We start from the raw sequence: 19,812 nt of genomic DNA on the forward strand, positions 1-19,812 counted from the left end.
GTCACCCCTCGCCGGGCCGCCGCAGCACCGTCACCGCCCGGTCCACCAGCACCAGCCGCTCCCCGGCCGCCACCTTCGCCCCCTCCCCGGGCGGCACCGGATCCGGACGCGCGGTGTCCACGACCACCTGCCACCCCGAACCATGGCCGACCGGCACCGTGAACTCCCTCGGCTGCGCGCCCGCGTTGAACATCAGCAGGAACAGGTCGTCCGTGATCCGCTCCCCCCGCGGCCCCGGCTCGGAGATCGCGCTCCCGTTGAGGAAGACCGTCAGGCACGTCGCCTGCGCCGCCTGCCAGTCCTCCCCGGTCATCTCCGCACCCTCCGGCGTGAACCACGCGATGTCCGACAGCTCGTCGTGCGTCCCGCTCACCGGCCGCCCGTGGAAGAAGCGCCGCCGCCGGAAGACCGGGTGCTCGCGCCGCAGCCTGATCATCGCCTGCGTGAAGGCGTGCAGATCGTGCGCCGTCCGGTCCTCCTCGCCGAAGCCGTCGGCGCCCTCGGGGACGGGCCAGCGCACCCACGACAGCTCGTTGTCCTGGCAGTAGACGTTGTTGTTGCCCCGCTGCGTACGGGCGAACTCGTCCCCGTGGCTGATCATCGGCACCCCCTGCGACAGCAGCAGCGTGGCCGTGAAGTTGCGCATCTGCCGGGCCCGCAGCTCCCGTACGGCCGCCTCGTCCGTGTCCCCCTCCACCCCGCAGTTCCACGAGCGGTTGTGGCTCTCGCCGTCCCGATCGCCCTCCCCGTTGGCCTCGTTGTGCTTGCGGTCGTAGCTGACGAGGTCGCGCAGCGTGAAACCGTCGTGGCAGGTGACGAAGTTGACCGAGGCGATCGGCCGGCGCCCGTCGTCCTGGTAGAGGTCGGAGGACCCCGTCAGCCGGGAGGCGAACTCCGCCAGCGTGCGCGGCTCGCCCCGCCACAGGTCGCGCACCGTGTCGCGGTACCGGCCGTTCCACTCCGTCCACAGCGGCGGGAAGTTGCCCACCTGGTAGCCACCCTCGCCCAGGTCCCAGGGCTCGGCGATCAGCTTCACCTGGCTGACCACCGGGTCCTGCTGCACCAGGTCGAAGAACGACGAGAGCCGGTCCACCTCGTGGAACTGCCGCGCCAGCGTGGCCGCCAGATCGAAGCGGAAGCCGTCGACGCGCATCTCCGTCACCCAGTAGCGCAGCGAGTCCATGATCATCTGGAGGACGTGCGGACTGCGCATCAGCAGGGAGTTGCCGGTGCCGGTGGTGTCCATGTAGTGGCGGCGGTCGTCGGTCAGCCGGTAGTACGAGGCGTTGTCCAGCCCCCGGAAGGAGAGCGTGGGGCCCAGGTGGTTTCCCTCGGCGGTGTGGTTGTAGACGACGTCGAGGATCACCTCGATGCCGGCCGCGTGCAGGGCGCGCACCGCCGACTTGAACTCCAGCACCTGCTCGCCCCGGTCGCCCCAGGAGGCGTAGGCGTTGTGCGGGGCGAAGAAGCCGATCGTGTTGTAGCCCCAGTAGTTGCGCAGCCCCAGGTCCGCGAGCCGGTGGTCGTCGACGAACTGGTGCACCGGCATCAACTCGACGGCCGTGACGCCCAGCGAGGTGAGGTGCTCCAGCACGGCGGGGTGCGCGAGCGCGGCGTACGTCCCGCGCACCTCCTCGGGCAGCTGCGGGTGCCGCATCGTCAGGCCCTTGACGTGCGCCTCGTAGACCACTGTCTCGTGGTAGTCGGTGCGCGGCGGGCGGTCGTCGCCCCAGTCGAAGTACGGGTTCACCACCACCGAGGCCATCGTGTGCGGCGCCGAGTCCAGGTCGTTGCGCACCTCCGGGCGGTCGAAGTGGTAGCCGTACACCGACTCGTCCCAGGCGATCGCCCCGCTCACGGCCTTCGCGTACGGATCCAGCAGCAGCTTGGCCGAGTTGCAGCGCAGACCGCGCCCGGGCTCGTACGGACCGTGCACCCGGAACCCGTAGCGCTGCCCCGGCATCACCCCCGGCAGATAGGCGTGCCGCACGAACGCGTCGCTCTCCCGCAGCTCCACCGCCGTCTCGGAGCCGTCGTCGTGCAGCAGGCACAGCTCCACCCGCCGGGCCGCCTCGGAGAACACGGCGAAGTTGGTCCCCGCCCCGTCGTAGACGGCGCCCAGCGGATACGCCCGACCCGGCCAGACCTGCATGATGGCGGCCTCCCCCCGGCTGCTGTGCCCGGCTGCTTCCTTTGGATGGCTTTCCCCGTCAACTGCCTCTTCCACGGCCCGCGTCATCCTACGGCGGCGGGGCGCGGACGCCGTGGCCAACCGGGGGATCGGGCTGCGCTCACCCCCGGGGCGCAGTACGCTGCGGTGATCGTATGGACGGGGGAGTCGAGGGGCGGTGCGGCGTTGAGTCCGGGAGGTCTTGAGCTCCCACCCGGCGCCTCGGGCGGCAGCGCGCGGGGCGGGGAGGCGGGCGGCGGGACGACGCCGGGAGCGGTCACCGTGGTACGCCCCGTGCAGACGGGAGCAGGGGCGGGCCTGGTGCAGTGGGGTGCGGAGGCCTGGGGCGAGGTGCGCACCCGGGCGAGCCGGGCGGGGCGCGCGTACATCTGGCTCAACCTCGTGGAGCAGCGGCTGCGCTCCGTGGTCGGCTCGGTACTGCGCCCGATATACGAGCCCGTGCACGGCGAGGAGTGGGTGGTCGCCGCCGCCGGACCCGCCGGCCAGGAATGGGTCCAACGGGCCGTCGCCGTCCACGAGGTGAGCCGGCGCAAGGGCTACCTCCTGGACCCCGCCGACGACCAGCTCCTCGTCTTCCTCACCCTGCCGCAGCTGCGCGAGCTGCTCGTCCAGCACTGGCCCTGCTTCGAGCCCTTCCTCGCCGACCGGCGCGCCCTGGAACTGTCCCTGGACGAGCTGGAGGTGGCCCGCAACGTCGTCTCCCGCAACCGGGCCCTCACCGAGGCCGTCCTCGCCCAGGCCGAACGGGCCGCCGCCCGCGCCCTGGACCTGCTCGGCGGCACCGCGCCCGGCGCCGGCGCGATACCCGCCGCCGGGCGCCTGGCGGTCGACGCCGTGGAGGAGATGGCCGGCGACCGCTACGCCGACGTGGTCGGCGTCCACCCCGACCGGGTGCGCCTGCAGCGGCAGCTGCCGGTGGAGGACCTCTTCAGCGACGCCCGGCGGATCGACGCGGTGGGCGTCTCGCTCAACCTCCTCGTGCAGAACTACTCGGGCCGCCGGCTGGTGCGCCTGGTGGAGGCCGGCTGCCGGGTGCGGCTGCTCTTCCTCAACCCGGCCGGCAGCGCGGTGCGCCGCCGCGAGCGCGAACTGGGGCTGCGCAAGGGCGAGTTGTCGCGGTCGGTGGAGCTGAACATCCGCTACATGCGCCGGGTGCGCTCCCGGGTGCGGATGGCCGTCGGCCAGGATCCGGGCAGCGCCTTCGAGATACGGGTCTTCGACGACACCCCGCGCTTCACCGCGTACCTGGTCGACGGCGACCGGCCGGACGGTGTCGGCGTGGTGCAGACCTATCTGCGGCGCACCCGGGCGATGGAGACACCCGCGCTGGTGCTGCGCTCCGCGGGGCGTGAGCTGGTGCACGGGCACGGTGGCGGGGAGCCGGGGCTCTTCGAGACCTACCGCGAGGAGTTCCAGGAGGCGTGGGGGGACTCCCGGCCGGTCTCCTGAACGGGGGATCCGGTGGTCTCCTGCTCCGGGATTGTCAGACCCGCGTGGGAGTGTGGAGGCACGAGGGGGACGTACCACCGGATGGGGAGGACGCATGGGCTGGCACGCCGGAGAGCTGATCGGCTTCGACCTGGAGACGACGGGGACGGATCCGCGCGAGGCGCGGATCGTCACGGCCGCCGTGATCGAGACCCGCGCGGGGGAGCCGACGGCGCGGCGGGAGTGGCTGGCCGACCCGGGTGTGCCCATCCCCGCGGCGACGGTCGCCATCCACGGGATCACGGACGCGCGGGCCGCCGCTGAGGGCCGGCCGGCGGCGGAGGTGGTCGAGGAGGTCGCGGCGGAGCTGGTGCGGCACTGGCGGGCCGGGCGGCCCGTCGTGGCGTACAACGCGGCCTTCGATCTGAGTCTGCTGGCCGCCGAGCTGGGGCGGTACGGGCTGCCGTCGCTCGGGGAGCGGATGGGCGGCGGTGAGCCGGGGCCGGTGGTCGATCCGCTGACGATAGACCGGGCGGTGGACCGCTACCGAAAGGGCAAGCGCACGCTGGAGGCGGTGTGCGTGGAGTACGGGGTGGTGCTGGACGCCGCGCACGAGGCGGGGGCGGACGCGCTGGCCGCGGTCCGGGTCGCCCGGGCGGTTGCCCTGCGGCATCCGGAGGTTGCGAGGGCGTCGGTCTGGGAGCTGCATCGGCGGCAGGTGGGCTGGTACGCGGACTGGGCCGCCGGGTATCGGCACTGGCTGCGGTCGCAGGGGCGGTCGGGGGATGACGTGGACGCGGGGTGGCCGCTGCGCGAGCCGGTGGGGGAGCGGTAGCCGCGCGGCCTTTCCTACGGGTGCAGGGGGGCGGCCGTACGGGCCCGCCCCCCTGGTTGCCGGTCGGTCCTACGCTCAGACCGGGATGCGGTCGTCGTCGTGGGTGGTCGCGGTCGTTGGCTTTGCCAGGCCCGCGGGATCCGCCGGCTCGTCGTGGGTCAGGTCCGGGAGCCAGTCGAGCCAGCGGGGGAGGTACCAGTTGCGGTCGTCCAGCAGGGCCATGACCGCGGGGAGGAGTACGCCGCGGATGAGCGTCGCGTCGATGAGCACCGCTGCCGCCAGGCCCACCCCCATCTGCTTCATGGACTGCATGGACAGGGTGCCGAAGATCGCGAACACCGCCACCATGATCACTGCCGCGCTGGTCACCACGCCGGCCGTGGTGATGACCCCGTGGGCGATGGCGTCCCGGGTGGAGCGGCCCTGCTGCCGGGCCTCGCGGATCCGCGAGACCACGAAGACGTGGTAGTCCATCGACAGGCCGAAGAGGATCACGAAGAGGAAGAGCGGCAGCCAGGAGATGATCGCCCCCACTCCCTCGGCGCCCACCAGACCCGCGCCCCAGCCGTGCTGGAAGACGATGGTGAGGATGCCGTAGGCGGCGCCCACCGACAGCAGGTTCAGCACGATGGAGGTGACGGCGACGGTCAGGGAGCGGAAGGACATCAGCATGAGGAGGAAGGCGAAGACCACGACGAAGGCGAAGACCGGCACCACCGCGCCCACCAGTTTGTCGTTGAAGTCCTTGGACGCCGCGACCTGGCCGCCGATCGGCGCCTCGACGCCCGTGACCGTGCCCAGCGTCTCCGGGCGGATCTCGTCGCGCAGCAGCGTCAGGCTCCGCTCCGCCACCTCCCGGTCCGAGCCGCCCACCAGCGGCACGTCGATGACCGCGACGTTCTCCTTCGCGTGCGTGGTGATCTCCACCGGGCCCCTGGAGGCCCCGCTGCTCAGCGCCCGCTCCTTGAACTCGGCGATGGCGCCCCGTACTTCGGGGGAGTCGATGTCGCCGGCCCGTACCACCACCTGCGCCGGGTCCGAGCCGCCGGGGAAGGCCGCGTTGACGCGCTCGTAGGTCTTCACGATCGGCAGTGAGTCGCCGAACTCCTGGTCCAGGGTGAGGTTGGCGGTGTTCATCCCCACCGCCGGCAGCGCGATGGCCAGCAGCGCACCGGCCGAGAGCGCCAGCGCGGTCTTCGGTGCGCGCAGCACCCGCGAGAGCACCGCGGCCCACACCCGGCTCTCGCCGCCGTTGCGGTCCTTGAGCCGGCTGAGGAACGGCACGCGGCCCTTCTCCACCCGCTCGCCCAGCAGCGACATCAGCGCCGGCAGCACGGTCACCGAGCCCACCATGGCGACGGCCACCACCACCAGCGAGGCCACGCCCATCGACTCGAACTCCGTCAGCCCGGTGAAGAGCATCCCCGCCATCGCCACGATCACCGTGACACCGGAGACGAGGATCGCGCGCCCGGAGGTGGCGGCGGCGATCTCCAGCGCCGTACGGGCGTCGCGGCCCTTCTGGCGCTCCTCGCGCTCACGGCGCAGGTAGAACAGGCAGTAGTCCACGCCGACGGCCAGACCCACCAGCAGCATCACCGAGTTGGCGGTGTCGCTCATCGGCTGGAAGTGGCTGACCACACCCATCAGACCGAAGGTCGCCATGATCGCGGTGATCGCCAGCACCACCGGCAGCAGCGCCGCCACCAGCGCGCCGAAGGCGATCAGCAGAATGCCGAAGGCGACCGGCACCGCCGAGTACTCGGCCTTCTTGAAGTCGCTGCCGAAGGCGTCCTCGAAGGTCTTGTTCATGGAGGCGGCGCCGATCTCCTCGATCACCAACTCGCCCTCGTACTGCTTCTGCACACCCTCGACGGCCTTCAGTACCGGCTCGACCCGCTCCAGCGCGGTCTCCGGATCACCCTTGACCGCGAACTGCACCAGCGCGGAACGCCCGTCCCGGGAGATGGTGTCGGCCTCGTACGGCGAGACGACCGAGGTCACCTTCCCGGTGCCGCGCACCGCGCTGATGACCTGGTCCACCGCCGCCCGGAACTCCGGCGCGGTGGCCTTGGGCCCTGAGGCGGTGCTCTGCACCAGCACGGTCTCACCGGCCGGCTCCTCGATTCCCGCGTCCTCCAGGATCTTCAGCGAGTCGTGCATCTCGCCCGGCAGCGAGTCGCTCTGGCGGACCTCGACCGTCCCCGCCGCCCCGCCCGCGAGCATCGCCCCGACGACGAAGAGCACCCAGATCCCGACGGCCGCCCAGCGGTGCGTGACACTCCAGCCGCCGATGCGCGCCGCGAGGCCGCGCGGCCCGGAGCGGCCACCCCCTCCATGTGTACGGCTTGACTCCAAGCGGCGGTCCGCCACGGCAATGCCCCCTCGTCCGGCAGCGGGGACGAGAGGTCCCCGCGGCGGGAACCCGCTGTCCCCGCCCACTCCCTCGAAACTAGGGGCGGGAAGGGGGCGATCCCATCGTGCTGGCCGGTGAACCGGACGGCGGGCTCTCCCCCCTGGGGAGGGGCGCGCCCTCATCCCCGGGAAGGGGTGCGTCCCCTACCCGGGGCGGCCCGGCCCCTACATGTCCCTTACACGCACAGCGAGTCGAGCCACGGCGACGCCTCCGCCGGCTCCACCGGCAGGCCCGCCCGCCGCCATGCCTGGAAGCCGCCGACCAGGTCCGTCGCCCGGTTCAGACCGATCCAGCGCAGGGAGGCGGCGGCGAGGGAGGAGGCGTAGCCCTCGTCGCAGAAGACGATCCAGCGCACCTCGTGGTCGACGGCCTGCGGGAGGCGCGCCTCGCAGTCGGGGTCGCAGCGCCACTCCAGGTGGTTGCGCTCGACGATCAGCGCGCCCGGGATCGTCCCGTCGGCCCGGCGCATCGACTCGGGGCGGGTGTCCACCAGCACCGCGCCCCGCACGGCCTCGGCCGCCGCCTGGACCGGGTGCACCCGGTCCAGGGTCCGCCGGGCCGCATCGAGCTTGTCGTCGATCGACATGCGCTCTACTCCTCCACCAGGTCGGTACGGACGCGCAGCAGTCCGCCGCCGGACTGCTCGGTGTAATAGGACATCGAGGTCAGCGCGGGGGAGTACGCGTGCACGCTGACGGCCGGGCGGCTGCCCCGGTTCGCCACCTCGTGCACGTGCCGGGGGCCGAAGCCCCGGATCGCGCCCGTCGGCAGGTGCCAGGGCGCCGGGCGCGGGATCGCCGGGCGCCCCGCCGCGTACGTCCGCTCGCTCAACTGCCCGGCGGCCACCGCGAAGGCGCCGCGGGAACCGCCGTGGTCATGCACCTCGGTGCCCTGCCCGGGGAGCCAGCTCAGCAGCCAGATCTCGTACGCCTCGGACTGCTCCAGCCTGGTGAACCAGCGCTGCTCCGCATCGAAGCGCACCTTCTCGCGCCAGAGCGCGGGGGTGCGGGCGATGCGGCGCACGCGGTCGGCGAGCATCGTGAGGGTCAGCGGGGCAAGGGGGGCCGGTGCGGTGGTCGTCATGGGTCCTCATCGGGGCTGCGAAGGGGTCGGGGGCGCGGCTTTCGCGACTCCGACACAGCGCGGCTGCGGTGCGGACCAGGTCCACGTGCAGTCGGGCGTGCAGCTGTTGTCCGTGAGGCATGTGTTCACCCTCGCAGGGAATTCAACCGTCGTCAATTGGATCTATACGTGCAGGTCAAAGACCTCAGAGTGCGACAGTCGGCAGTGAAACCGCGTATTCACGGGCGTGCAGTGAGCCCGTAACAAATGAGCCCGTGGCAAAAGAGCCCGCAGTAAAACCGTCCCGGATTTCCTTCGGAAGGAATTCCGAATAGCGCGAAACGACCAGTTCCGCAACCTCCGGCGCCGCGCCCAGCACGGGTGCGAGCAGCGCTCCCGTCTCCGCCGCGCCCGCCGCGACGCGGTCCGGGAGGCGGCCGGGGGCGAGGACGTACGGGGCCACCGCCACCCGGCGGACGCCGTCGGCGCGCAGGGCGCGTACGGCCTCCGCCGGGGTGGGCAGCGCCGCGGAGGCGAAGGCGGGGCGCACGGCGCACCAACCCGACCTGCGCCGCCACTCCCGCGCGACGTGTGCGATCCCCGCGATCGCCTCCGGGTCCGAGGAGCCCGCCGCGGCGAGCACGATGCCGGTCGAGGGGGCGTCCGCCGTCCGTACGCCGACCTGCGCCAGCCGGCGCTCCAGCGCCGCGGTCAGCAGCGCGGAGGGGCCCAGCACCGGCGCCTGGCACACCTCCAGGCCGGGCGGCCGCGCCGCCGCCAGCACCGAGGGCACGTCCCACTTCGCGTGGAACGCCCGCGTCAGCAGCAGCGGTACGGCCACCGCCCGGCGGTGCCCGGCCGCCGCGAGCGCCGCCAGCGCCTGCGGTACGCGCGGGGCGTCGAAGTCCAGGTACGACACCGCCACCGCGACGCCCGCCAGCCGGGCCCGTACCCGCGCGGCCAGCGCCGCCACCGTCGCCCCGTGGCGGGGGTCGCGGCTGCCGTGGGCGACGAGCAGGAGGGCCGGGGGCGGGACGGCCCCGTGGCGGACGGGCCGCATCAGCTCTTCACCAGCAGCCCGCGCCCGCGCAGCACCCAGCGCTCCAGCGGGCTGAAGACGAGGAGGTCGATCGCGATGCCGATGAGCAGGATCAGGATGATGGCGAGGAACACCCCCGCCATGTCCGCGTTGTTGCGGCCGTTCTCCAGCAACTGGCCCAGGCCGACGCCCAGATCGGGCGAGGAGGCGATGATCTCCGCCGCCATCAGGGAGCGCCAGGAGAACGCCCAGCCCTGCTTCAGCCCCGCCAGGTAGCCGGGCAGCGCGGCCGGCATCACCACGTGGCGGGCCTCCCGCAGGCCGGTCGCGCCCATCGTGCGCCCGGCCCGCAGGAAGAGCGGCGGGACCTGGTCGACACCGGAGACCAGCCCGTTGGCGATGGACGGCACCGCGCCGAGCAGGATCACCGCGTACATCATCTGGTTGTTGAGACCCAGCCAGATCACCGCCGGCGGCACCCACGCCACCGAGGGCAGCGACTGCAGTCCGGAGAGGATCGGCCCGATCGCCGCCCGCACGAACCGCACCCGCGCCACCAGCAGCCCCAGCGGGGTGCCGATGGCCAGCGCCAGCAGGAAGCCCAGCAGACCGCGCGAGACGGAGGTCCACACGACCTCCAGCAGCTCGCCGCGCAGCCATAGTTCGGCGACCGAGTCCCAGACCGCCGAGGGCGGCGGCAGCTTGTACGCCTCCGTCACCTCGGCCCGTACCAGCAGCTCCCAGACCCCCAGCACCAGCGCCACCGCCGTCAGCGGCGGCAGCACCTTGCGCAGCAGCACCTCGCGCACCGGCCGGCGCGCGGCGGCGGGTACGGCCTCCAGCGCGTCCAGGCCCGCCTCCAGGGCGTCGAGGCCTGCGTCGCCCTGCGCGGGGGGCGGGGCGCCGGCGTCCTTCGGGTCGGTCCCCAGCTCAGTGGCGGCCATGGCGGCGGATCTCCTTGCGCAGTTCCTCGGTGATCTCCACGGACAGCTCCGCGACGGCCGCGTCCTCGATCCGGCGCGGCTGGGGGATGCCCACCTCCCAGGTCCGGGTGACGCGGCCCGGCCGGGAGGAGAGCAGCACCACGCGCTGGGCGAGGCGCACGGCCTCGCGCACGTTGTGGGTGACGAACAGCACCGAGACGCTCGTCTCGGCCCAGATCCGGGTCAGTTCGTCGTGCAGCACGTCGCGGGTGATGGCGTCCAGTGCCGCGAAGGGCTCGTCCATCAGCAGCAGCCGGCTGTCCTGGGCGAGGGCGCGGGCCAGGGCGACGCGCTGGCGCATCCCGCCGGACAGCTCGTGCACCCGCTTGCCGTACGCGCCGCCCAGCCGGACGAGTTCGAGCAGCTCCTGCGCCCGGGTGCGGCGCTCGGCGCGCGCCACCCCCCGGAGCCTCAGGGCGAGTTCGACGTTCCTCCCCGCCGTCAGCCAGGGGAAGAGCGCGTGCTCCTGGAACATCAGCGCCGGCCGGCCGCCCGGGGTGGCGATGCTCCCGGCGGACGGGGCGTCGAGCCCCGCCACCAGGTTGAGCAGGGTGGACTTGCCGCAGCCCGAGGCCCCCAGGAGGGTGACGAACTCGCCGGGGGCGACATCGAGGCTGATGTCGTCCAGGACGAGCTGGTCGCCGAAGGACTTCGAGACGTGCTCGATGCGCGCGGCGTGCGCTGCGTCCTGTGCCGTGCCCGGGCCGCCGGCCCGGCCGGCCGCGGGCACCTTGGCGAGCGCTGTCACCATGGTCGTCACCTCCTGGGGGTCGGTCGCGGTCGGGGTTACTTCACGCCGAGGCCGGCGTCGGCCACCTCGGCCCCGCCCGCGGCCTTCAGCACCTTGTTGAGCGGCCGCAGGTCGTAGATCCCGGCCAGGTCGGGCGCCTCCAGCAGCCCCGCCTTGACCGCGTGCTCCGCCTGGGTGTTCAAGGTGGCGGCCAGCGGGTCGTCGGTGATGGCGATGGACTCCCACGCCGGGTCGAGGACCTCGGCGGGCAGCGCCTTGCCGCTCAGCTCCTCCAGCGCCGCGTTCGCGGCGGCCTTGGCGTCCTGGGGGTGGGCGTTGATCCACGCGTTGGTGGCGACCGTGCCCTTCAGCACGGCCTCGACCACGTCCGGGTGCGCGGCGAGGAACTTCTGCGAGACGATCACGTTCGTGATGACGAACTTCCCGTCGGGCCACAGGGTCGTCTCGTCCAGCAGCACCTTCCCGCCCTCGGCGACCAGCTTGGAGGCGGTCGGCTCGGGGACCCAGGCGCCGTCGATGGAGCCCGACTTGTAGGCGTCGGGGGTGACCTTGTTGTCCGTACGGACCACGGAGACGTCGCCCTTGCCGGACTGGGCGTCGGCCTTCCAGCCCTTCTCCGCGATCCAGTTGAGGAAGGCGACGTCCTGGGTGTTGCCGAGCTGCGGGGTGGCGATCTTCTTGCCCCGCAGGTCGTCCAGGGTCTTGATCTTCTTCGGGTTCACGACCAGCTTCACGCCGCCGGAGGCCGAGCCGGAGACGATCCGCAGGTTCTTCCCGCCCGACTTGGTGTAGCCGTTGATCGACGGGGAGGGGCCGATGAAGCCGATGTCGAGGGAGCCGGCGTTGAGCGCCTCGATCTCGGAGGGGCCGGCGTTGAAGGTGGACGGCTTGACGACCGTGCCGCCCAACTCCTTCTGGATCAGGCCCTTCTCGATGCCCACCAGGGCGGTGGCGTGGGTGAGGTTGGGGAAGTAGCCGATCCGGACCGAGTCGGCGGAGAGCTTCGCGCCCTTGGCGGCGACGGGGGCCTTGGGCTCGTCCTTCGCGTCGGAGCCGTAGCCGCAGGCGGCGACGCTCAGCACCGGCAGCGCGGTGATGGCGACGAGGGCGCGTCTGAACGCACGGAGGCGGCGGGAAGTGGTCATGGGGAGGTCGTTCCTCTCACAGGGGCGGATCTTGGGATACGGACGGCTTCGGGTACGGACTCGTGTGGTGCGCGGCGTTAGCGCACACATCGCCCCGTACCGCCGCAACCGCTGCCCAGCCGGCCGCTGCCGACCCGGCCGCCCTCCTTGGCGAAGCCCGAGAACACCTCTGTGGCCATGATCAGAAATCCCACCCCTCGTCGTCGGTGGCGGACGTCTCCCGCGCCGGCGCGCTGTGCGCGGCGAAGGCGTCTCCCGCCATGCCGGCGGTCAGCGTGGTGCCGTCCGCCGGGTCGATCAGCAGGAAGGACCCCGTACGCCGCGAGTCGGCGTAGGCGTCCACGGGCAGCGGCTCCGCGGTGCGGATCACCACGCGCCCGATGTCGTTGGCGGCGAGCGAGCCCGGCGCCGGGTGCTGGGAGAGGTCGTCCAGGGTCAGCCGCGAGGGGATGTCCCCGACGATCGCCTTCACCGTGCGCGTGGCGTGCTTGAGCAGCACCCGCGCGCCCACCGTCAGCGGTCGGTCCGCGACGTGGCAGACGGTGGCCTCGATGTCCCGGCCGGTACGGGGCGCCGCCGCCGAGGGGGCGATCAGGTCGCCGCGCGAGACGTCCAGGTCGTCGGCCAGGCGCAGCGTCACCGACTGCGGCGCCCAGGCCACGTCGACCTCCCGCCCCAGCGCGTCGATCCCCTCGATGGTCGAGGTCAGCCCCGAGGGCAGTACGGTGACCTGCTCGCCGACCCGCAGGATCCCGGAGGCGATCTGCCCCGCGTACCCCCGGTAGTCGGGCTGCTCGGCGCTCTGCGGGCGGATCACGTACTGCACGGGGAAGCGGGCCGGGCAGCCGGTGAGGTCGTGGCTGACCGGCACCGTCTCCAGGTGCTCCAGCACGGTCGGCCCGCCGTACCAGTCCATCCGCGCCGAGGGCTCCACCACGTTGTCGCCGCCCAGCGCGGAGATCGGGATCGCGGTGACCTCCGCCACGCCCAGCCCCAGCGCGTACGAGGTGAACTCCTCGGCGATGGACGCGAATCGGGGCTCCGCGAAGTCCACCAGGTCCATCTTGTTGACGGCCAGCACCACGTGCGGCACCCGCAGCAGCGCCGCCACCGCCGCGTGCCGGCGGGTCTGCTCGACCACGCCGTGGCGGGCGTCCACCAGGATGATCGCCAGCTCGGCGGTGGACGCCCCGGTGACCATGTTGCGGGTGTACTGCACGTGCCCGGGGGTGTCGGCGAGGATGAAGCGCCGCCGCGCGGTGGCGAAGTAGCGGTAGGCCACGTCGATGGTGATGCCCTGCTCGCGCTCCGCGCGCAGCCCGTCGGTGAGCAGCGCCAGGTCCGGGGCGTCCTGGCCCCGGTTGCGCGAGGCCAGCGAGACCGCCTCCAACTGGTCGCTCAGCACCGACTTGGAGTCGTGCAGCAGCCGCCCCACCAGCGTCGACTTGCCGTCGTCCACCGAGCCGGCGGTGGCGAAGCGCAGCAGCGTGGTGGTGCTCGTGTCCGAAACAGCGGTCGTCATCAGAAGTACCCCTCGCGCTTGCGGTCCTCCATGGCGGCCTCGGACATCTTGTCGTCGGCGCGCGTCGCACCCCGCTCGGTGAGCCGGGAGGCGGCGATCTCGGCGATCACGCTGTCCAGGTCGACGGCGTCGGAGTCCACCGCGCCGGTGCAGGACATGTCGCCCACGGTGCGGTAGCGCACCAGGCGGCGCTCCACCGGCTCGTCCTCGCGCGGCCCGCCCCAGTCGCCCGCCGTCAGCCACATCCCGGAGCGCTGGAACACCTCGCGCTCGTGGGCGAAGTAGATCTCCGGCAGCTCGATGCCCTCGCGGGCGATGTACTGCCACACGTCCAGCTCGGTCCAGTTCGACAGCGGGAAGACGCGCACGTGCTCGCCGGGCGCGTGGCGGCCGTTGTAGAGCTGCCACAGCTCGGGGCGCTGGCGGCGCGGGTCCCACTGGGAGAACTCGTCGCGCAGCGAGAACACCCGCTCCTTGGCCCGCGCCTTCTCCTCGTCGCGCCGCCCGCCGCCGAAGACGGCGTCGAAGCGCAGTGCGCGGATGGCGTCGGTGAGCGGCACCGTCTGCAGCGGGTTGCGGGTGCCGTCGGGGCGCTCGCGCAGCTCGCCGCGGTCGATGTACTCCTGCACGCCCGCCACGTGCAGCCGCAGCCCGTGCTCGGCGACCGCGCGGTCCCGGTAGGCCAGCACCTCGGGGAAGTTGTGCCCGGTGTCCACGTGCAGCAGCGCGAACGGCAGCGGTGCCGGCGCGAACGCCTTCAGCGCCAGGTGCAGCATCACGATGGAGTCCTTGCCGCCGGAGAAGAGGATCACCGGCCGCTCGAACTCCCCCGCCACCTCGCGGAAGATGTGGACCGCCTCGGACTCCAGGGCGTCGAGGTGGGTCAGGGCGTACGGGCTGCCGGTCTCCTCGGCGAGCGCGGTCCCGGTCGATACGGTGCTCACAGCAGGCCCCTCTCCGTCAGCAGTCGGTGGAGCGCCCCGGCGGAGTCCGCGACGCTCTGTTCGTGCGCCGGGATCCGCAGGTCGGGGTCCCGGGGCGGCTCGTAGGGGTCGTCCACACCGGTCAGGCCGCTCAGTTCACCGGCGGCCTGGCGGGCGTAGAGCCCCTTCACGTCGCGCACCGAGCACACCTCCACGGGCGTGGCCACGTGCACCTCCAGATAGGGCGTGCCGTGCGCCTGGTGCCGTTTGCGTACGGACTCGCGGCTGTCCGCGTACGGCGCGATGACCGGCACCAGCACCAGCACGCCGTGGGAGGCGAGGAGTTCGGCGACGAAGCCGATGCGCTGGACGTTGGTGTGCCGGTCCTCGCGGGTGAAGCCCAGCCCGGCGGAGAGGAACTCGCGGATCTCGTCGCCGTCCAGCACCTCCACCCGGCGCCCCTGGACGCCCAGCCGGCCGGCGAGCTCGCGCGCCAGGGTGGTCTTGCCCGCGCTGGGCAGGCCGGTGAGCCAGACGGTGGCTCCGGTGGCCGCGCTCATGTGTGTATCCCGCATTCCGTCTTGGCCAGCCCGGCCCAGCGCCCGGCCCGCGCGTCCTCGCCCGCCGCGACGCGCCGGGTGCACGGCGCGCAGCCCACCGAGGCGTAGCCGTCGGTCAGCAGCGGGTTGGCCAGCACCCCGTGCTCGGCCACGTAGCGCTCCACGTCCTCCTGCGTCCAGCGCGCGATCGGGGCGAGCTTCACCTTGCGGCGCCGGGCGTCCCAGGCGACGACCGGGGTGTTCGCCCTGGTCGGGGACTCGTCGCGGCGCAGCCCGGTGGCCCAGGCGTCGTAGCCGGACAGGGCCCGCTCCAGCGGCTCGACCTTGCGCAGGGCGCAGCACAGGTCGGGGTCGCGGTCGTGCAGCTTCGGCCCGTACTGCGCGTCCTGCTCGGCGACGGACTGCTTGGGCGTGAGGGTCAGGACGTTGACGTCCATCACCGCCGCCACCGCGTCGCGGGTGCCGATGGTCTCGGGGAAGTGGTAGCCGGTGTCGAGGAAGACCACGTCCACGCCGGGCAGCGCGCGCGCGGCGAGGTGCGCGACCACGGCGTCCGCCATGGAGGAGGTGACGCACAAGCGGGTGCCGAAGGTGCCGGCGGCCCACCGGAGGATCTCCAGGGCGCTCGCCTCCTCCAGCTTCTCGCCCGCCTCGGCGGCGAGTTGCTCCAGGTCGACTCGCCCGGTCGGTTCGGGCGCGGTTGGCTCAGTCACGGGCCGACCCCCCTTCCGGCGTACGCCCGGTGCCCCGGGAGAGCAGCCCGAGGAAGGACAGCTTGAAGGCGCGGGCGCAGGCGGCGCACTCCCAGGCGCCGTGCCCGGCCTCGGAGGGCCGCAGGTCCTCGTCGCCGCAGTAGGGGCAGTAGTACGGGGCCGCGCGCTCGCTCATGACAGCTCCGCCTCACTGGCCCGCGCCGCCCAGGCGGCGAACCGCTCGCCGTCCGCGCGCCCCGCCTCGAAGCGGCGCAGCACCCGCTCGACGTAGTCGGGCAGTTCGGCGGCCGTCACCTTCAGCCCGCGCACCTTGCGACCGAAGCCCGGCTCCAGCCCGAGGGAGCCGCCCAGGTGGACCTGGAAGCCCTCGACCTGCCGGCCGTCCGCGTCGGTGACCAGCTGGCCCTTGAGGCCGATGTCCGCCGTCTGGATGCGGGCGCAGGAGTTGGGGCAGCCGTTGATGTTGACGGTGACCGGCTCGGTGAACTCCGGGAGCCGGCGCTCCAGTTCCCCGATCAGCGAGGCCCCGCGCGCCTTCGTCTCCACGATGGCCAGCTTGCAGAACTCGATGCCGGTGCAGGCCATCGTGCCGCGCCGGAACGGCGAGGGCTCGACCTGGAGGTCCAACGCGGCGAGCGCCTCGGTCAGTTCGGCCACGCGCTCCTGCGGCACGTCGAGGATCAGCATCTTCTGCTGGACCGTGGTGCGGATGCGGTCCGAGCCGAACTGCGCCGCCAACTCCGCGATCTTGGCGAGCGTGGCGCCGTCCACCCGGCCGACCTTCGGCGCGAAGCCGACGTAGTAGCGGCCGTCCTGCTGGCGGTGCGCGCCGATGTGGTCGCGCCAGGCGTCCACCGGCAGCTCGGGGGCCGGGCCGTCGGCCAGCCCGCGCAGCAGGTACTCGTCCTCCAGCACCCGGCGGAACCTCTCCGCGCCCCAGTCGGCGAGCAGGAACTTCAGCCGGGCCCGGTTGCGCAGCCGCCGGTAGCCGTAGTCGCGGAAGATCGACACGACGCCCTCGTAGACGTCGGCCACCTCCTCCAGCGGCACCCAGGCGCCGAGCCGCTCGCCCAGGCGCGGATTCGTGGAGAGGCCGCCGCCCACCCAGACGTCGAAGCCGGGGCCGAGCTCGGGGTGGACGACGCCCACGAAGGACACGTCGTTGATCTCGTGCACCACGTCGAGCTGCGGGGAGCCGGAGACGGCCGACTTGAACTTGCGGGGGAGGTTGGAGAAGGCCGGGTTGCCGATGACCCGCCGCTGGATCTCCTCGATCGCCGGCGTGCCGTCGATGATCTCGTCCGCGGCGATCCCGGCGACCGGCGAGCCCAGGATCACGCGCGGGGTGTCGCCGCACGCCTCGGTGGTGGAGAGCCCCACCGCCTCCAGCCGCCGCCAGATCTCCGGCACGTCCTCGATGCGGATCCAGTGGAACTGCACGTTCTGCCGGTCGGTGAGGTCGGCCGTCCCGCGCGCGAACTCCTGCGACAGCTCCGCGATCGTGCGCAGTTGCGCCACGTTCAGCCGGCCGCCGTCGATGCGCACCCGCAGCATGAAGAACTCGTCGTCCAGCTCGTGCGGCTCCAGGACCGCGGTCTTCCCGCCGTCGATCCCGGGCTTGCGCTGGGTGTAGAGCCCCCACCAGCGCATGCGTCCGCGCAGGTCGGCGGGGTCGATGGAGTCGAAACCGCGCTTGGAGTAGATCGTCTCAATGCGTGTCCGCACATTGAGACCGTCGTCGTCCTTCTTGAACTGCTCGTTGGCGTTGAGGGGGGTGAAGTGGCCCACGGCCCACTGGCCCTCGCCGCGGTGGCGGCCGGCCCTGCGGCGGGGGGTGCCGGTCGCTTCGGGACCGGCCTCAAAACCGGGCACGGCCTCGCGCGGTGCGCGTGGCGGAGGCGTGGAGGCCATGGGGTACGTCCTTCGGGCAGGCGGGGCTACAGCGGCTCGGTACCTGGTGCGCGCACGTGACCTGCGGTTTCGCCGGATCCGGCGGACGGGTCGGCGCGGAGGTCGGCGCGGGGGTGCGCGCGGTCCGCGACGGCGGGGACCGCACGGGGGCGGGAGAGCGGGGGAGTCGTGCTGGGACTGTCAGCGCGCCGGACAGATGGCGCTGGACATACGGCCGAGGTCGACGTGGCGTCGACTCACCAGGGCTACTCCAGCTTCGGACATGGGGGAAGCGTGGCACGGCGACTTCGCGGCAGTCCACTGCCTTCCGGAATATGGACGAAGTCGTCTCGATATGCGGGACGATGTGATGCCGGTCACGCCGAAGAGGCGTCCGGTTCGGTCGGTTCGGTCGTCACGTCGAAGACCCGGAAGCCGCGCCGCTCGTAGTTGCGCAGCGCGTACGGCCCGTCCTTGCTGCAGGTGTGCACCCACACCCGCCGTGTCGCCGGGCGCTGCGGCCACCGCCCGGCCAGGTCCCAGGCGCGCGCGGTCCCGTAGGAGAGCAGGAAGCCGCCGAAGCCGCGCCCGTGGAAGTCGGGCAGCAGGCCGAAGTAGGAGATCTCCACCACGCCGTCGGCCTGGGCGTCCAGTTCGATGTAGCCGGCCGGGGTGCCCCGGTCGTACGCCACCCACGTCTCCACCCCGGGCCGGGTGAGGAAGGCCAGCCACTCCTCGCGCGACCACACCAGCCGGTCGGTCCACTCCAGTCCGCCGCCCACGGCGGTGTAGAGGAAGCGGTTCAGCTCCGGCGAGGGCACCTCGGCCCGTACGACCCTCAGCGAGCCGGCGGCCACCGCCTCCGGCTCGCGGGCGGGGAGCAGATCGGCGGGGGAGGTCTGCTCAAGGGACCAGGTGGTGAGGGCGTTCATGCGGGCATCCCATCACGCCCTGGGGAGAAACCTTTCACCACCCGGGACTATGAGCCTCCGCTTCCGGATGGCGGGCCGCCAGCACCGCCGGGGCGGTCGAGTGCGGCAGTAGCTCGCCGAGCACCTCGGGCAGCAGCACCTCCACCTCCATTCCGTCGGCGAAACGGTACGGCCGGCTGTCGACCACGGTGCCGAACGTCCGCCGCAGCCGGGAGAGTTCGGCCCGCACCGTCACCGTGCGGGTGGCGTCGTCGAAGAGCGCGGCGGCCACCTGCGCGGCACTCAGCCCGCTCCGGCGCACCGCCAGTACGTACAGCAGCTCCGCGTGCCGGGGGCTCAGCTCCCGCGACCAGCCGCCCGCCGCGCTCTGCACCGTCACGGCCGGGGCGCCCGCGCGGCGCAGGTCCAGCACCACCCGGCCCGCCTCCGCCAGCTCCTGCCGCTGGGGTGTCAGCCGGATCAGCCAGCCGCCGGGCAGCGGCTCCAGCGCGCACAGGCCCAGCGCCGGCAGCCAGGCCGTGCCCGGCGCCATCCGCGCGGGCAGCGTGACGCGCTCGGGGGGCGTCATGCCCAGCGCGGCGGCCGTCCAGCCCTCCGGGTCGACGGCGAGCGCCCGCAGCCCCGACTCGGCGCTCATGCCGGCCAGCAGCGGCGCGGCGATCGTCCGCAGCCGGTCGACGGACGCCCAGTGCCGCAGCCGCAGTTCGCCCTCGGCGACCTTCGCGGCGGCGGAGACCAGGGCCAGCGCGGCCGGGCCCATCCGGTGGTGCGGGCCGCTCACGTCCACGGCGCCCAGCAGCCGGCCGGTGCGCGGGTCGTGGACGGGGGCCGCGGCGCACGTCCACCAGTGCAGGCTGCGCGCGAAGTGCTCCGCGTGGTGGACCAGCACCGGCCGGCGGGCGACCAGGCCCAGCCCCATCCCGTTGGTGCCGACCTGCTGCTCGCTCCAGCGCATGCCCTCGGCCAGCCCCGCCGTGTCCGCCTGGCGCAGCACCCGGTGGCAGCCCTCGCGCCAGAGCACCACGCCGTCCGCGTCGCAGACCAGCATGATGTGCTCCAGCGGGTCGTAGGCGCCGAGCAGTGTCTCGCGCAGCACCGGCAGCGCCTCGCGCAACCCCGAGGCGTCCCGGCGCAGTTCGACGTCGGCCGGCGGGCCCGGGGCGGGGCGGGCGCACTCGGGGTCGACGCCCCGCGCGCGGGCCCGGTACCAGGACTCGCGGATCAGACGGCGCGCACCGGCCCGCCCGCCGCCGGGGCCCGCCCCGAGGGACGCCTCGTGCACGGCGGCCATGTGCCGTGGCTCCGCTACTGGTAGGTCCACCGCATTCCCCCGAAGTGCCGGGCACGTTCACGTGCCCTCATCGTGCCGTGGGGGAGGCGTTCACGCGGGCGACTTCGTCACTTTGGTGCAACTCCCTGCAA

The 19,812-nt window shown here is 73.1% G+C and carries 19 protein-coding genes and 1 pseudogene; 2 read left to right on the forward strand and 18 right to left on the reverse strand.

The window, feature by feature from the left end; all coding sequences use genetic code 11:
* Nucleotide 1: 1 nt before the first annotated feature.
* Complete coding sequence (gene glgX / locus ACFQLX_RS09580; protein WP_386413803.1) at nucleotides 2-2,152, reverse strand: glycogen debranching protein GlgX; 2,151 nt, start codon at nucleotides 2,150-2,152, stop codon at nucleotides 2-4.
* Nucleotides 2,153-2,356: 204 nt separating this feature from the next.
* On the opposite strand from glgX, the gene ACFQLX_RS09585 reads away from it, so the two are divergent.
* Together ACFQLX_RS09585 and ACFQLX_RS09590 are read left to right on the forward strand one after the other, a co-directional pair.
* Nucleotides 2,357-3,640, forward strand: a complete 1,284-nt coding sequence (locus ACFQLX_RS09585; protein ID WP_386413768.1) for an SAV2148 family HEPN domain-containing protein — start codon at nucleotides 2,357-2,359, stop codon at nucleotides 3,638-3,640.
* Nucleotides 3,641-3,734: 94 nt separating this feature from the next.
* Complete coding sequence (locus ACFQLX_RS09590; RefSeq protein ID WP_386413769.1) at nucleotides 3,735-4,454, forward strand: exonuclease domain-containing protein; 720 nt, start codon at nucleotides 3,735-3,737, stop codon at nucleotides 4,452-4,454.
* A gap of 75 nt (nucleotides 4,455-4,529) precedes the next feature.
* Here the strand turns inward: ACFQLX_RS09590 and ACFQLX_RS09595 are convergent, their stop codons facing one another.
* From ACFQLX_RS09595 to ACFQLX_RS09675, 17 genes and pseudogenes are all read right to left on the reverse strand, one after another.
* Nucleotides 4,530-6,812, reverse strand: coding sequence for an MMPL family transporter (locus tag ACFQLX_RS09595; RefSeq protein WP_386413770.1), 2,283 nt, complete (start codon nucleotides 6,810-6,812; stop codon nucleotides 4,530-4,532).
* Nucleotides 6,813-7,045: 233 nt separating this feature from the next.
* On the reverse strand, nucleotides 7,046-7,456 hold the full coding sequence (locus tag ACFQLX_RS09600) for a rhodanese-like domain-containing protein (protein WP_386413771.1): 411 nt from the start codon (nucleotides 7,454-7,456) through the stop codon (nucleotides 7,046-7,048).
* A gap of 5 nt (nucleotides 7,457-7,461) precedes the next feature.
* The gene (locus ACFQLX_RS09605; protein ID WP_386413772.1) at nucleotides 7,462-7,953 is read right to left on the reverse strand and encodes a cysteine dioxygenase; all 492 of its coding nucleotides are present in this window, start codon (nucleotides 7,951-7,953) and stop codon (nucleotides 7,462-7,464) included.
* A gap of 52 nt (nucleotides 7,954-8,005) precedes the next feature.
* Nucleotides 8,006-8,074 (reverse strand): annotated as a pseudogene (locus tag ACFQLX_RS09610) (putative leader peptide); the annotation flags it as partial.
* 63 nt (nucleotides 8,075-8,137) lie between these two features.
* Nucleotides 8,138-8,992, reverse strand: coding sequence for a sirohydrochlorin chelatase (locus ACFQLX_RS09615; protein ID WP_386413773.1), 855 nt, complete (start codon nucleotides 8,990-8,992; stop codon nucleotides 8,138-8,140).
* The gene (locus ACFQLX_RS09620; protein ID WP_386413774.1) at nucleotides 8,992-9,915 is read right to left on the reverse strand and encodes an ABC transporter permease; all 924 of its coding nucleotides are present in this window, start codon (nucleotides 9,913-9,915) and stop codon (nucleotides 8,992-8,994) included. Before ACFQLX_RS09620 ends, ACFQLX_RS09615 begins: the two co-directional genes overlap by 1 nt.
* Nucleotides 9,902-10,705 carry an ABC transporter ATP-binding protein gene (locus ACFQLX_RS09625; protein WP_386413775.1) on the reverse strand — a complete coding sequence of 268 codons (804 nt, stop codon included), beginning with the start codon at nucleotides 10,703-10,705 and terminating at the stop codon, nucleotides 9,902-9,904. The genes ACFQLX_RS09620 and ACFQLX_RS09625 overlap by 14 nt, the downstream gene beginning before the upstream one ends.
* A gap of 35 nt (nucleotides 10,706-10,740) precedes the next feature.
* Nucleotides 10,741-11,850 (reverse strand): aliphatic sulfonate ABC transporter substrate-binding protein, encoded by a 1,110-nt coding sequence (locus tag ACFQLX_RS09630; RefSeq protein ID WP_386413776.1) that lies wholly within the window; start codon nucleotides 11,848-11,850, stop codon nucleotides 10,741-10,743.
* 181 nt (nucleotides 11,851-12,031) lie between these two features.
* Nucleotides 12,032-13,372, reverse strand: a complete 1,341-nt coding sequence (locus ACFQLX_RS09635; protein WP_386413777.1) for a sulfate adenylyltransferase subunit 1 — start codon at nucleotides 13,370-13,372, stop codon at nucleotides 12,032-12,034.
* Entirely contained in the window at nucleotides 13,372-14,316 is a 945-nt protein-coding gene (gene cysD / locus ACFQLX_RS09640) for a sulfate adenylyltransferase subunit CysD (RefSeq protein WP_386413778.1), read from the reverse strand. Before cysD ends, ACFQLX_RS09635 begins: the two co-directional genes overlap by 1 nt.
* Nucleotides 14,313-14,855 (reverse strand): adenylyl-sulfate kinase, encoded by a 543-nt coding sequence (gene cysC / locus ACFQLX_RS09645; RefSeq protein ID WP_386413779.1) that lies wholly within the window; start codon nucleotides 14,853-14,855, stop codon nucleotides 14,313-14,315. Before cysC ends, cysD begins: the two co-directional genes overlap by 4 nt.
* Nucleotides 14,852-15,568, reverse strand: a complete 717-nt coding sequence (locus ACFQLX_RS09650; RefSeq protein WP_386413780.1) for a phosphoadenylyl-sulfate reductase — start codon at nucleotides 15,566-15,568, stop codon at nucleotides 14,852-14,854. Before ACFQLX_RS09650 ends, cysC begins: the two co-directional genes overlap by 4 nt.
* Nucleotides 15,561-15,743: a hypothetical protein gene (locus tag ACFQLX_RS09655; RefSeq protein ID WP_386413781.1), complete on the reverse strand. Its 183-nt coding sequence runs from the start codon at nucleotides 15,741-15,743 to the stop codon at nucleotides 15,561-15,563. Before ACFQLX_RS09655 ends, ACFQLX_RS09650 begins: the two co-directional genes overlap by 8 nt.
* On the reverse strand, nucleotides 15,740-17,479 hold the full coding sequence (locus ACFQLX_RS09660) for a nitrite/sulfite reductase (RefSeq protein WP_386413783.1): 1,740 nt from the start codon (nucleotides 17,477-17,479) through the stop codon (nucleotides 15,740-15,742). Before ACFQLX_RS09660 ends, ACFQLX_RS09655 begins: the two co-directional genes overlap by 4 nt.
* 180 nt (nucleotides 17,480-17,659) lie before the next feature.
* Nucleotides 17,660-17,743, reverse strand: a complete 84-nt coding sequence (locus ACFQLX_RS09665; protein WP_386413804.1) for a putative leader peptide — start codon at nucleotides 17,741-17,743, stop codon at nucleotides 17,660-17,662.
* 92 nt (nucleotides 17,744-17,835) lie between these two features.
* Nucleotides 17,836-18,390 (reverse strand): GNAT family N-acetyltransferase, encoded by a 555-nt coding sequence (locus ACFQLX_RS09670; protein ID WP_386413784.1) that lies wholly within the window; start codon nucleotides 18,388-18,390, stop codon nucleotides 17,836-17,838.
* Between the two features lie 34 nt (nucleotides 18,391-18,424).
* Nucleotides 18,425-19,681: a GAF domain-containing protein gene (locus ACFQLX_RS09675; RefSeq protein WP_386413785.1), complete on the reverse strand. Its 1,257-nt coding sequence runs from the start codon at nucleotides 19,679-19,681 to the stop codon at nucleotides 18,425-18,427.
* Nucleotides 19,682-19,812: the final 131 nt, after the last annotated feature.

It is taken from the genome of Streptomyces polyrhachis (assembly GCF_042663125.1).
In the GTDB taxonomy this organism is placed as follows: Bacteria; Actinomycetota; Actinomycetes; order Streptomycetales; family Streptomycetaceae; genus Streptomyces; species Streptomyces polyrhachii.

Coding starts and splice junctions, on each gene's coding strand:
- cysC (WP_386413779.1), bottom strand. CDS start 14,855: ATGAGCGCGGCCACCGGAGCCACCGTCTGGCTCACCGGCCTGCCCAGC.
- ACFQLX_RS09620 (WP_386413774.1), bottom strand. CDS start 9,915: ATGGCCGCCACTGAGCTGGGGACCGACCCGAAGGACGCCGGCGCCCCG.
- glgX (WP_386413803.1), bottom strand. CDS start 2,152: ATGCAGGTCTGGCCGGGTCGGGCGTATCCGCTGGGCGCCGTCTACGAC.
- ACFQLX_RS09605 (WP_386413772.1), bottom strand. CDS start 7,953: ATGACGACCACCGCACCGGCCCCCCTTGCCCCGCTGACCCTCACGATG.
- ACFQLX_RS09630 (WP_386413776.1), bottom strand. CDS start 11,850: ATGACCACTTCCCGCCGCCTCCGTGCGTTCAGACGCGCCCTCGTCGCC.
- ACFQLX_RS09635 (WP_386413777.1), bottom strand. CDS start 13,372: ATGACGACCGCTGTTTCGGACACGAGCACCACCACGCTGCTGCGCTTC.
- ACFQLX_RS09625 (WP_386413775.1), bottom strand. CDS start 10,705: ATGGTGACAGCGCTCGCCAAGGTGCCCGCGGCCGGCCGGGCCGGCGGC.
- ACFQLX_RS09665 (WP_386413804.1), bottom strand. CDS start 17,743: ATGTCCGAAGCTGGAGTAGCCCTGGTGAGTCGACGCCACGTCGACCTC.
- ACFQLX_RS09670 (WP_386413784.1), bottom strand. CDS start 18,390: ATGAACGCCCTCACCACCTGGTCCCTTGAGCAGACCTCCCCCGCCGAT.
- ACFQLX_RS09600 (WP_386413771.1), bottom strand. CDS start 7,456: ATGTCGATCGACGACAAGCTCGATGCGGCCCGGCGGACCCTGGACCGG.
- ACFQLX_RS09660 (WP_386413783.1), bottom strand. CDS start 17,479: ATGGCCTCCACGCCTCCGCCACGCGCACCGCGCGAGGCCGTGCCCGGT.
- ACFQLX_RS09590 (WP_386413769.1), top strand. CDS start 3,735: ATGGGCTGGCACGCCGGAGAGCTGATCGGCTTCGACCTGGAGACGACG.
- ACFQLX_RS09655 (WP_386413781.1), bottom strand. CDS start 15,743: ATGAGCGAGCGCGCGGCCCCGTACTACTGCCCCTACTGCGGCGACGAG.
- ACFQLX_RS09615 (WP_386413773.1), bottom strand. CDS start 8,992: ATGCGGCCCGTCCGCCACGGGGCCGTCCCGCCCCCGGCCCTCCTGCTC.
- ACFQLX_RS09675 (WP_386413785.1), bottom strand. CDS start 19,681: ATGGCCGCCGTGCACGAGGCGTCCCTCGGGGCGGGCCCCGGCGGCGGG.